The organism is Cytobacillus sp. Bva_UNVM-123 (assembly GCF_046351715.2).
Taxonomy (GTDB): domain Bacteria; phylum Bacillota; class Bacilli; order Bacillales; family Cytobacillaceae; genus Cytobacillus.
The window spans coordinates 571,841-584,200 of record NZ_CM177772.1 but is presented as its reverse complement, the minus strand read 5'-3'; the positions used below and the strand labels follow the sequence as shown (position 1 = coordinate 584,200).

Sequence of the window (12,360 nt, the reverse complement as noted above, 5' to 3'; positions counted from 1 at the left end):
GATAGGAATGATCAACAGAAGTCCGTTGACAGTCTATAATTGACTAAAAAAGGCGATAATATGGATATAACATTTTCATTTTATTTTTTCGTAAAGGGGGAAAAACATGGCGATTATTACGGTTTTAGGGACAGGAACATTTGAAGTAGAACAAGGAAAAAAACTAGTTTTAGCCTTAGAGGATAACGGTGTAAATATTCTCCATCGCTGCGGAGGAAAGGCAAAATGCACGACTTGCAGAATAGAGGTTTTAGCAGGTGACTATTATGAAGTGACTAAAAAAGAAAGGAATGCATTTGCGGATAAAGGAATTGAAGATCATTTGCGTTTATCCTGCCAAATTTTTGTAGATGGTGACATAACCGTTCGTCCAATCATGACAGTTGAAAGTTCTGGAATGGCTGCTGGACCTAGACCTGCCGACTAAAGATCCTACTATTACGTGCATAAAAGAAAGCCAAATCTCTTGTTCACAACAATAAGAAGTTTGGCTATTTCCACTAAAAGTTCCCTTATTCATTCGTAGTTCCTCTTTTTGCTCATAAACCGACAAGCTATTATTATGATAAATAGTACTCGTCGATTCTTAATCCTCAATGAATGTTCAAACCCCATAAAGTAATCCAAAATTCAATACGGAGCATTTTGCACTCTATCGCTTTCCTTCCACCATTTGGATGGCAGCCTCTGGTATGACTGGCTTACTGATAATGTACCCTTGGACTCGATGAACACCCATCTCCTTTAAAATAGCTAGCTGTTCATTTGTTTCAACTCCTTCTACAACCGTAGTTAAGTTGAGTCCGTTTGCAATGTCAACTATCCCTTTTAAAATCTTCTTCGATACTCCACCATCACTTTCAATTTCAACAACGAATGCACGATCAATTTTCAAATATTGGATTGGCAATGTTTTCAAAATTGAAAAGGAAGAATAGCCTGTTCCAAAATCATCAAGGGCTGTTTGAATGCCTAGCGAATTAAGCGTTAATAATATTTGCGAAGCCAATTCGATATTTTGCACGACAATCGATTCCGTAATTTCAAATACGAGCATTTCAGGTTTGACACCTGTCTCTTTAATGATCGAATAGACATCACTTAAAAAATTCGGATGCAGCAGCTGTTTTACGGAAACATTTAATGTAACAACGAAAGTTTTGTATCCTTCCTTTTCCCAACGGATTACTTGGGATGCAACTTCTCGAATTAACCAACGTCCCGTTTGAATAATAAGATCATTTTCCTCAAGTAACGGAATAAAATCCACTGGTCCCACCTCTCCAAGAATAGGGGACTTCCATCGTAGTAGTGTCTCAAAGCTAACGACGGACTGTGACGAAAAACGATAGATCGGCTGATAAACTAAATAAAATTCCTTATTTTCAAGCGCACTATCTAAGTGATTTGCCACTTGTCGGTGGCGCTCATTTAAAATGGCCAATTGAGCGGTGAAGTATACAAACTGATTTCCGCCCTTCCTCTTTGCTTCCTGAACAGCGAATGTTGCATCTTGCATCATCAAATCTGCCTCATCACATTCCAAAGAGGAACGAACCCCAACACTAACCGTTACCCATACAGAACCTTCTTTATTTATTGGAATAGGCACTTCCATCAAGTGGACAATTTTTGAGGCGATGCTCCTTTGCTCTTGTTCAGTTTCTGTATATGAAATAAAGACAAACTCATCTCCATCAACACGATACAAATTTTCCTTTGAAGCAATTTGCTTTAACTTTTTGCTTAAGGCAAATACAATTCGATCACCCATTTGATAGCCTACACGTTCATTTATTTCTATAAAACGATCTAAGCAAATAAATAGTAAGGCAAACTTTTTTTGCGGAAAATGCTGTAATTGAAATTCTAAATCTTCTTCAAGTTGTGTTCTATTTCCTAAGCCTGTCAATAAATCCCTCTTGAGCATATTTTTTTCTCGCAGCTCTAGCTGGTGAACATACAATAATACAAGGATAATGACAAACAATGTAATTAAAACGAATAATGTGTTTCGCCAAAAAGTATCAGAAATGGTTTTTGTATCAGGGTTAGCGTTTGAATCCACAACAACAATCCAATCATCCCATATGTGTTGGTACATGACATAATGAGCTGAATTGCTATTAATTAACCAGTTGCCAACATCTAATTGATCAATCTCTTTCAGGAGAGTTTCGACATTCGGGATTACATCCTCAATTTCCCTTTCACTTGATGAAGAAAAAACAACCTCGCCTCCTTTTAATAAAAATACCGTCCCTGGTAAACGAGATTCTTCATAAAGCCCTCCAATGATGTTTGCCATATTGACTACACCAGATAGAACGCCAATAATTTCTCCATCCTTGTGGACAGGTATTGAAATGGCAGTTACTTTCTGTGCCGAGTCTTGATACAACGGAAATATTTCACTAAACACCGTTTCCCCTGAAAGTGCCTTTTTAAATGACTCTCTTTGTTTAACCGGAATACGTGAGCCATCGGCAGCGAAAATTTCGCCCTCCAGTGTAATAAATCCAAGCCCCGTAAAAAATGGCATTTTATTATTTTGTACATGAAGAAATGAGACAATCTCATTTTTATTATTGGGGAGTAATGCCAAATGTCCCGCAATTAACTCGAGCTCCACGACCCTTTCATTTGAATACCTCTTTGCTTCAGCTGTAAAGCTTGATAGTAATTCACTTGTTTCTCTTTCCACAGCTGCAGAAATATATTTTCTCGTAGATTGATAGTTGAAGACCGAAATTGAAAAAACACTTATCAAAAGAATCGAAAGTAAGCAATAAACTAAAATTCTACGCTTAATCACGTCAACACGTCCGTTCAATATCTCTTTTTACTAATAATGACAAAAAAATCAAATTCCCTTCCATTATACTGCTGCTAAAGATCAATAACACAGTAGTCACAAAAAATTTTTAATATATTTATAGAAATTAAACTTATTTAATTGACTTAAAATTGATAGTAAATACAAATAAAAAATAAGCTTATAGGATTTTACTCCCATAAGCCATTAGTGGTTTTTGTCTTATTTTTATATTTTCGATTTTAAAAAACTATTTATTTCATCAAGATTATGTAACTCTCTTTTCGGAAGAATATATGCACTTACAGAACTATTATATAAATAGAAATAATCTTCATTTTCCTTGACTTGTTGAATGCCAGACCAATTAACCTTTGTCTCGCCATTAGTTGTTGAATCTACAATTCCATCCTCAGTCATCATCATGTGATGCTCTCCTAATAAACCGTCATTTTTCCCTTCTTTAATCATTTTCTTCACATGGCGAATAATGTGGCTATAGAAATATTTCGGATAAAAGATCACCCATAAAATACTTAAAATGAGAAAAGTAATAAATAGCCCAAGAAAAGGCACATCACCAATTTTAGAAAACACATACGAAGAAATAATAAATATAATCGGTCCAATAAATCTTTGGATCGTTAATGATCGCATAGCCGTTTTCGAGTTTCTAATGTGAAACATATTAAAATTTATATAATCCTCTTCTGTTAAATGATACTTAATCTCCATTGCTGTCTCCTTGTTCTAGTCTTCTGTTAATCTTATTTTTTTGGCGAACCTATAAATCTTCAAGCAGTGAACGCTTTCAGAAGTATAGCATATGTTAGAAGGTCTCGCTATTAGATGAACGAATCGAGAACTTACAATAATTGAAATCAATTAATCTGTGATAAGATTAATTCATAGGAATAAAAAGCTTCATCCTTCACCCAGCCATCAGCTTCATACAGCGATTGTGCTGCAAGATTGTCAAGAGCCGTTTGTAAGTTTAAGCCTTTCGCTTGCGTATCGATGGCTAATTGCTTAGCTGCGTCTAACAGCTTTTTTGCGACACCTTTATTTCTAGCTTCTCTCGTAACATACAAATCATTTAATATCCAAAGTCGTTTCATGGACACTGATGAAAAGGAAGGATACAATTGCGTAAATCCTAAATAACTGCCATTTTCAACAGCAATAAAGATAACAGAGTCCTCTTTCTCCATTCGTTCCCGAATGAACTCTTTAGCAGCTCCAATATTAGACGATTGTTTGTAAAACACTCGATATAAATCAAATAACTGAGAAACATGCTCTAAATCTATTAATGTTGCTTTATAAACCTTCAATTAACTCTCTCCTTTACACTTTACATCCTTTTAAACGATTCCTTAATCTTTTCTGCACAAATCGTCATTTTCCTTTAATTAACTTTCACTACACACGAAAGAAGCAAATTATGGTATAGTACCGTATATATTTACAACAAATGACGAAACCTTTTGCAACTATTTTTCGTAAAAAAAACAACAGCTCAGAATGGAGGGAAGAACATGTTTGATCCGTTTGATTCAGGGGGATTTATGTTTACACTTGTGCCAATAATCATCGGCATTGGCTTTATTATTGTTTTTGGAACCATTATTGTAAGAGTCTTCGGCAATATTAGACAGTGGAAAAAAAATGAGCAATCCCCACGACTATCCGTTCCAGCCGTTGTAAAAACGAAGCGAACAAATGTCAGTAGACATACACACCACCATGATAATACTCACCATACTCACAGCACATCAACATCTTATTATGCCACATTTGAATTCGAAAGCGGTGATCGTATGGAACTTCATATGTCTGGTCAAGAATACGGACAGCTCGCAGAAGGAGATTATGGGGTTTTAAGTTTTCAAGGAACAAGATACTTAGGATTTAAACGAGATATTTAATACTCAATAAGGTTGATTCTCTTCTGTTTCATATGAATATCTACCTTTATCTCTAGCAATGAGGTTGATTCTCTTACGATTCGCTCAAAAATCAACCTCGTTTTTGTTTTTCGTGTTTGATTTTTTGAAAAGATCGGGCTATTGGTCATTTTAGGGATGAGATTTCTTTTTTTGACCGATGGAAATGCGCTATATACCAATTTTATAGATATTCACACACTTTTTGACCAATAGAATGCCCTATTTACCATCTTCGTAGATATTCACTCGCTTTTTGACCGATAGAAGTACTCTATTGACCACTTTCATAAATATTCTCTCACTTTTTGACCAATAGAAATGCCCTATTTACCATTTTTATAGATATTCTCTCTCTATTTGACCAATGGAAATGCGCCATTGACATTTTCGAGTAAATTCTCTCGCTTTTCCACCGATAGAAATGCGCTATTAACCTCTTTCAGTAAATTCTCTCGCTTTTTCGTCCGATAGAAGTTGGCTATTGACCACACTCAAGTAAAATCCCCCATTCTCACCCAATTGAAAAAGGGCTCCCATATAAATGAGATAGCCCCCTGCCAAAATCAAATTATGCGTTTGTATAAACTTCTTCCTTGTTCAGTTCATGGCGAATCGTTGCTTGTGCTGCCGCTAGGCGAGCAAGTGGCACACGGTATGGTGAACAGCTGATATAGTCTAAGCCTGTTTTGTAGAAAAATTCAATTGAGCTCTTCTCGCCACCATGTTCTCCACAAATTCCGACTTTTAATTTAGGCTTTGTTGTGCGGCCTAGCTTAACGCCTGTTTCAACAAGCTTTCCGACTCCTGTTTGATCGAGTGCAGCAAACGGATTTTCTGGAAGAACTTTGTTTTCAACATATGCTTGTAGGAATTTACCTTCTGCATCATCACGGCTATAGCCGAATGTTGTTTGGGTTAAATCATTTGTTCCGAATGAGAAGAAGTCGGCTTCCTCAGCAATTTGGTCTGCTGTCAGTGCAGCACGCGGGATTTCAATCATCGTTCCGATCGTGTATGCAATTGTTTTTCCCGTTTCTCCCTGTACTAGATTTGCTGCCTCAACAACTACTTGGCGCATTTGTCTTAATTCATTTACATGACCTACAAGTGGAATCATGATTTCTGGTTGTACGTCGATGTTTCTTTCAGCTAGCTTTGCTGCTGCATAGAAGATCGCCTTTGCCTGCATTTCATAAATTTCTGGATACATCAAGCCTAAACGGCAGCCGCGTAGGCCAAGCATTGGGTTATACTCATCCAATTGACGGACCTTTTTCAGCAACAATTCTTTTTCCTTTAATTCCTCTGATTGTGGCTCCAATATTTGCAGCTTTGTTACCTCAACTAGAAGCTCATCTTTATGTGGTAAAAACTCATGAAGCGGTGGATCTAATAAACGGATTGTCACTGGATATCCTTGCATCGCCTCAAAAATTCCTTCAAAATCGTCTTGCTGCATTGGTAATAGCTGTTCAAGCGCAGCTTTTCGTTCTGCAAAGTTTTCGGCTAATATCATTTTCTGCACAATTGGTACTCGCTTGCTATCCATAAACATATGTTCCGTACGGCATAGTCCAACTCCAACAGCCCCAAATTCAAATGCTTTTTTCGCATCTTCTGGATTATCTGCATTGGCGCGGACAACGATTTTGCGCTCTTCATCAGCCCATTTAAGTAAACGTTGGAATTCATCTGATAATTCCGGATCAATCATTGGTACTTCTCCAAGAATAATTTGTCCAGTAGAACCGTCAATTGTAATCAGATCTCCGTAATGAACAACGATTTCTCCGACTGCAAATTGTTTCTCTCTTAAGTCAATTTTTATAGCTTCACAGCCGCAAATACAAGCTTTCCCCATTCCTCTGGCAACTACTGCAGCATGACTAGTCATTCCACCACGGCTTGTTAAAATCGCTTGAGCCGCTACAATTCCATGTATATCATCTGGCGTTGTTTCAGGACGAACGAGGATAACCTTTTTACCTTCATTCGCTAATTGCTCTGCTTCATCGGCATCAAATACAACTTGACCTGTCGCTGCACCTGGAGATGCTGGCAACCCTTTTGCTAAAACTTCCTTTTCAACAGAATCATCAATACGGCGGTGAAGGAGCTGATTTAATTGATCTGGATCAACACGAAGGAGTGCTGTCTTTTTATCAATAAGGCCTTCTTCCACCATCTCTACTGCAATACGAATGGCTGCTTGTGCCGTACGCTTACCATTACGTGTTTGAAGAATGAATAATTTTCCGCGTTCCACTGTAAATTCGATATCCTGCATTTCCTGATAATGCTGTTCAAGCTGATGACATGTATCTGTAAATTGCTTATAAACATCCGGCATTTCCTTTTGTAAAGTAGCAATTGGCTGAGGTGTACGGATACCTGCAACAACGTCCTCGCCTTGGGCATTAATTAAATACTCACCGTAAAGAACGGATTCACCAGTCGATGGGTTTCTTGTAAAAGCAACCCCAGTACCAGAGTCATCTCCCATGTTTCCGAAAACCATGCTTTGAATATTAACAGCTGTTCCTAGATGATCAGGAATTTTGTTCAGACGGCGGTAGACAATCGCACGTTGATTATTCCACGAATTAAACACTGCATTAATCGCAAGGAAAAGCTGTTCCTTTGGATCTTGTGGAAATTCTTTTCTCGTGTGCTTTTTTACAAGTTCCTTATAGCCTACAATCACCTCTTGCCAATCTTCAGCCGTTAATTCAGTATCAGAGGAATAGCCCTTTTGCTCACGAGTTTCTTCTAATAATTGTTCAAAATAATAAGTATCAATTTCAAGAACGACATTGCTAAACATTTGAATGAAACGGCGGTAAGAATCGTATGCAAAGCGTGGATTATTCGTTAATTTCGCCATTCCGACAACTGTTTCATCGTTCATACCAAGGTTTAATATTGTATCCATCATCCCTGGCATCGAGAAAACAGAACCTGATCGGACAGAAACGAGTAAAGGATTCTCAGAATCTCCTAATCTTTTGCCCATTTTCTCTTCTAAACGGCTTAGAGCTTCAAATGTTTGGTCTACAACTGCTGTAGGGATGGTTTTATCTGCTTCATAATATGCATTACAAGCTTCTGTTGTAATCGTAAAACCATATGGGACTGGTAAGCCAATTCTAGTCATCTCTGCTAGATTTGCCCCTTTCCCTCCTAATAGTTCTTTCATATTCTCCTGACCTTCATGAAATAAATAAACGAATTTTCCCATTATTAAAAGCTCCTCTCTTTATTTAACGCTTCTAGAATTAATCCTGCTGTTTCTTCAATTGCCTTATTTGAAACATTGATAATTGGACAGCCGACACGTTTCATAATTTTTTCTGCATAATCCAGTTCACCTAAAATGCGCTCAAGGCTTGCATAATTTGCTTGTGAGCCTAAGCCTAATGCCCTTAGCCGCTCGATGCGAATTTCATTTAATTTATCTGGTGAAATGATTAGGCCAACACAGTTCTTTCTTGGAATTTGAAATAATTCATCTGGTGGCGGCACTTCTGGAACTAATGGAACATTTGCAACCTTAAACCGTTTATGTGCCAAGTACATGGATAAAGGTGTTTTTGAAGTCCTTGAAACACCAATTAACACAATATCCGCCTTCGTGATTCCTCTTGGATCACGGCCATCGTCATATTTCACTGCAAATTCAATTGCTTCGATTTTCCGAAAATATTCTTCGTCTAATTTACGCATTAAACCTGGACTATGGTATGGCTCCTTATTAAACCTAGTTTCAAACGCATTCATTAACGGGTTAAGTAAATCAACCGCAAAAATCCCTTCTTCCTGTGCTCTTTTATCTAAGTATTCTTTTAAAGCAGGGATGACAATCGTATAAGCAATGATTGAATGATCTTTACTCGCCAGCATAATGACATCTTCTATATCTTCCATGTCATCAACATATGAGCTTCTGCGAATTTCAATTTGGCTGCCGTTAAACTGTGTTGCTACTGCTTTTACAACAAACTCAGCTGTTTCCCCAACCGAGTCAGAAACTACATAGACCACTTCTTTTCGTTCCAAATTATGCGCAACTCCTCTGAGTCTTATTTTCCTTCTATCATTTCCAAATACGCTCGCGTTATTGTCGTTTTTGTAATTCTTCCTAAAAGGGAGTACGTATTTTTCTTGCCTCTCACTTCCTTTACGACAGGTAAGGAATCAATTCGATAATTAATCATTTTCTTGGCTGCCTCTAGCAACGTTTCATCGGGTTTAATGGTCGTGATATTTGGCATTCTCGTCATAATCACACTTACTGGCAATTCCTGAAGATTTTTATTTCCGAGCGAGGCTCTTAATAAATCCTTCCGTGAAACAACACCAGCTAAATATCCTTCTGCATCAACTGCATAAAGCGTTCCAACATCCTCTAAAAACAACTGAACAATCGCATCATAAACTGACGTTGATATCTCGATGACAATCGGGTGTGCTTTAAATTCATTCACCGTTTGTTGGACAAACTGTTCAGCCTGACACATGGTTTGATATTCTTCATTATAAAAATAACCAACTCGAGGCCTTGCATCGATATTTCCAGTCCTTGTTAAAATCGCAAGATCTGGTCTTAACGCAGCTCTCGAAACAGATAATTTCTTAGCAATTTCATTACCTGTTATCGGTCCATTTCGCTTTACAATCTGAAGGATTTCATCCTGACGATTGGATAGTTTAATTATTACCACCCTCTTTACGACAATAAGTGTGTTATATTCTATGAATTCATTATAAATGTGTCATACTCATTTGTATATAATGTATCACATTAAAAACCATTTTTTAATTAAATTATGACAAAGTTGAAAACAACATGAGTAGCATTCAACGAAAACTTGCAAAACTTTAAAACTCTTTTTTAACAAAAAAAGTTGTCCCCTCGCCTTTACGGCTTTGGAAACAACCTTCTTTTTTTAGAAAAATGATTCTATATTATACTAGCTCTAACAATCCTAGCTCCAAACATGTTGAAACTAAAAATGTTTTTTCATTTTTATTAAATTGAAGACAAATTTGCTCCGTGTTTATTTTTGTAATAATTCCGGTGCCAAAAACTCGATGCTTCACAAATCTACCGATAACGAGCTCTTCCTTATTTCGAAGTGCATTAGGATTATAGGAGATTTCAACCGTTTTTTCTTGTATACCTTTTACAGGTGTATGCTGTGAAGAAGCAAGCTCTTCAACTTTATTCGGCGGCTCCATCATATTTTCTACAGCTGTCACAAATCGTGATTTTCTTGCTTTTTTACCATCCCGCTCCCCATAGGAGAGAAGCTCTAGATGATTCTTAGCACGCGTCATGCCAACATAAAATAACCTAGTCGCTTCTTCAAGTGCATCCCCTTCTCCCAAACCAGCATCATCAGAGGATGGGATTACTCCCTCTACTAAGTCCATCATATATACATGGTCAAATTCTAAACCTTTTGCACTATGAAACGTAGAAAAAGTTACCGCATTTTGACCTTTTTTAGATTTCGATGTTTTAAGTACATGTTCTAAATGTTTGAGTCTGCTCGCAAACTCCTCCATCGTCTCCAATGTATCTGCAATCTCTTCCAATGTATTTAAAATCCCAATTAAATAGTCTTTGCGAAATCCTAGTCGCTCACACATCTTTTCAAGAGCCTTCTCATACCCTAATTTTTCACGAATCACTTCGATAGCCTGCAATGGCGGCATTCCTTTCATTTGCTGAAAAGTTTCCTTCGTTTCATTCACTTGTTTTATTTGATAGCTTTGTAATTCAATATGATTGAGCAAATTATCAAAAACGGATTCATGATTCTTAATTTCTTTTAATGCAGCCATTTGCTTCTTACTAATATAGCCATGAAGCTTCAGATGTATTTTCTCCAAAATATCTGGCCTTTTATCTGTAAAAGTCATGCGCATAAAATTGAGAATATCCGCTACTACCCAATGAGAGAAGAAGCGATTGTCGGCATCTTTCATATAAAAAGGAATACCAGCCCGATCAAATTCATTGATAAGCGCAATCGAGGATGAATTATTTCGATATAAGATTGCGATTTCTGTTAAGCTGTCTTTCCTCCGAATTTCTTGAACTAAATATTTTGCCTGAAAAATATAATCAGCAAATTCCTTCAAAACTATTGGATTACTCGGGGGATTATTCGTAAACATATTTTTGTTATAGCGATTTTTATTTCGCTTAATAAATTGATTCGCGATGTTGACAATATTGTTAGAGGAGCGATAATTTTGCTCCAAAAATAAAGTATTCGCATGATGATAAACTTCTTTAAAATTGAGCAAATAAGAGGGCTCCGCCCCTCTCCAGCTATAAATCGATTGATCATCGTCTGCTACAACAAAGAGATTCTTATGCTCTGCTACCAGCTTTTCAATAATTTTATGCTGGACTAATGAAGTATCTTGACTTTCATCCGTTAAAATATAATCATACCTTTGTTGGTACTTCTGAAGAAGCGAGGGATTCTCATTAAGTATTTCGTCTGCCAGTGTTAGCATATCATCAAAATCAACGAGCAATTTATGATAGCCAGACTTTTTAAACGTCTCATACTCACAAAATATTTCCTCTGCCTTAGGAACATCGATTCGAACGGTTGACCACTCACTCGTTGGAATCATCTTGTTTTTGATGAAGCTTATATAAGTCGTCAGCTCCTCCATTTGATCATCGGTTATATTTTCTTCAACTATCGTTTTATACAGATTCCTTAAAATGAGCTTTTTATGTAATGGGATTTCGGTTGCACCTAGTGCTTCTTTTTCCTCTAAATCGACGCCTCCCTCAATAATTTGGTAAGGGATCGCCTTTTTTCGAAAATAGTCTCGTACCACTTCAAATGCAAAGCTATGGATGGTAGAGAAATTGACTTGTGGAAGATCGGGAAAAAACCGACTAAACCTTATCTTCATATCATTTGCAGATGCCCGACTGAAGGTAATCGCCTTGATTTTTGCAGGACTAACACCTTTTTCTTCTATTAAATACCCAATCCGCATAATGATCGTTGTCGTCTTCCCTGAACCTGGTGAAGCTAATAATAGGAGTGGCCCCTCCGTTTCGAGAACTGCCTTTTGCTGAGTTTCATTTAAAAAAACGCCGATTTCACGCTTCTTTCGGGCAAAAAACTCTCCCTTTTCTTTCATATTCATAACCCTTTCTAATCCTTGGAAAACTTTATCCTTTTCCGGTTATTCTTTCAAAAAACATAAAGTTTTTCTTTATGGTCCTTTTACATGTATCTTTTATTGTAGCATAGCCTCTGTTTTTAAGGTTATTTTCCCTATTTGGTTATGAGAATTTGCTTCGTTCTGTGTGTGTAAAGGACTTTTTGCATTTGCTAAACGGGCTATTGACGCTTTTTAACTGTAGTTGCTCAACTTTTTGCCATTACAAACGGGCTATTGACGCTTTCTTACTCGATTTGCTTAGATTTTTGCCATTACAAGTGGGCTATTGACCTATTTCAACTGAATTTGCTCAGTTTTTTGCCATTACAAGCAAGCTATTGACTCTTTCATACTCAATTTGCTCAGTTTTTTGCCATTACAAGTGGGCTATTG

At 37.1% G+C, this 12,360-nt stretch carries 9 protein-coding genes; 2 read left to right on the top strand and 7 right to left on the bottom strand.

What is annotated here, in order from left to right:
• Positions 1 to 106 precede the first annotated feature (106 nt).
• The gene (locus KDN24_RS02935; protein ID WP_409975205.1) at positions 107 to 427 is read left to right on the top strand and encodes a 2Fe-2S iron-sulfur cluster-binding protein; all 321 of its coding nucleotides are present in this window, start codon (positions 107 to 109) and stop codon (positions 425 to 427) included.
• Between the two features lie 225 nt (positions 428 to 652).
• Here KDN24_RS02935 and KDN24_RS02930 read toward each other — a convergent pair whose 3' ends face one another.
• The 3 genes from KDN24_RS02930 to KDN24_RS02920 all read right to left on the bottom strand — a co-directional run bounded on the left by KDN24_RS02930 (position 653) and on the right by KDN24_RS02920 (position 4,149).
• Positions 653 to 2,815, bottom strand: coding sequence for a bifunctional diguanylate cyclase/phosphodiesterase (locus KDN24_RS02930; RefSeq protein ID WP_409975204.1), 2,163 nt, complete (start codon positions 2,813 to 2,815; stop codon positions 653 to 655).
• Positions 2,816 to 3,043: 228 nt separating this feature from the next.
• Complete coding sequence (locus tag KDN24_RS02925) at positions 3,044 to 3,550, bottom strand: YcxB family protein (protein ID WP_409975203.1); 507 nt, start codon at positions 3,548 to 3,550, stop codon at positions 3,044 to 3,046.
• Between the two features lie 146 nt (positions 3,551 to 3,696).
• Positions 3,697 to 4,149: a GNAT family N-acetyltransferase gene (locus KDN24_RS02920; protein ID WP_409975202.1), complete on the bottom strand. Its 453-nt coding sequence runs from the start codon at positions 4,147 to 4,149 to the stop codon at positions 3,697 to 3,699.
• Between the two features lie 204 nt (positions 4,150 to 4,353).
• Here KDN24_RS02920 and KDN24_RS02915 point away from each other — a divergent pair, with 204 nt between their 5' ends.
• A complete protein-coding gene (locus KDN24_RS02915; protein ID WP_409975201.1) occupies positions 4,354 to 4,743 on the top strand; it encodes a DUF2500 domain-containing protein in 390 nt (129 codons plus the stop codon).
• Positions 4,744 to 5,332: 589 nt separating this feature from the next.
• Here the strand turns inward: KDN24_RS02915 and ppdK are convergent.
• The 4 genes from ppdK to KDN24_RS02895 all read right to left on the bottom strand — a co-directional run bounded on the left by ppdK (position 5,333) and on the right by KDN24_RS02895 (position 11,943).
• On the bottom strand, positions 5,333 to 8,002 hold the full coding sequence (ppdK, locus tag KDN24_RS02910; RefSeq protein ID WP_409975200.1) for a pyruvate, phosphate dikinase: 2,670 nt from the start codon (positions 8,000 to 8,002) through the stop codon (positions 5,333 to 5,335).
• Positions 8,003 to 8,004: 2 nt separating this feature from the next.
• On the bottom strand, positions 8,005 to 8,820 hold the full coding sequence (locus KDN24_RS02905; RefSeq protein ID WP_409975199.1) for a pyruvate, water dikinase regulatory protein: 816 nt from the start codon (positions 8,818 to 8,820) through the stop codon (positions 8,005 to 8,007).
• A gap of 23 nt (positions 8,821 to 8,843) precedes the next feature.
• Positions 8,844 to 9,479 carry a transcriptional regulator CcpN gene (gene ccpN, locus KDN24_RS02900; protein WP_525931282.1) on the bottom strand — a complete coding sequence of 212 codons (636 nt, stop codon included), beginning with the start codon at positions 9,477 to 9,479 and terminating at the stop codon, positions 8,844 to 8,846.
• 250 nt (positions 9,480 to 9,729) lie between these two features.
• Entirely contained in the window at positions 9,730 to 11,943 is a 2,214-nt protein-coding gene (locus KDN24_RS02895; protein ID WP_409975426.1) for an ATP-dependent helicase, read from the bottom strand.
• Between the last annotated feature and the right edge of the window lie 417 nt (positions 11,944 to 12,360).

Bases quoted from the DNA above. Each gene is read 5' to 3' on its own strand.
- KDN24_RS02935 (WP_409975205.1), top strand. From the start codon at position 107: ATGGCGATTATTACGGTTTTAGGGACAGGAACATTTGAAGTAGAACAA.
- KDN24_RS02925 (WP_409975203.1), bottom strand. From the start codon at position 3,550: ATGGAGATTAAGTATCATTTAACAGAAGAGGATTATATAAATTTTAAT.
- KDN24_RS02915 (WP_409975201.1), top strand. From the start codon at position 4,354: ATGTTTGATCCGTTTGATTCAGGGGGATTTATGTTTACACTTGTGCCA.
- ppdK (WP_409975200.1), bottom strand. From the start codon at position 8,002: ATGGGAAAATTCGTTTATTTATTTCATGAAGGTCAGGAGAATATGAAA.
- KDN24_RS02895 (WP_409975426.1), bottom strand. From the start codon at position 11,943: ATGAAAGAAAAGGGAGAGTTTTTTGCCCGAAAGAAGCGTGAAATCGGC.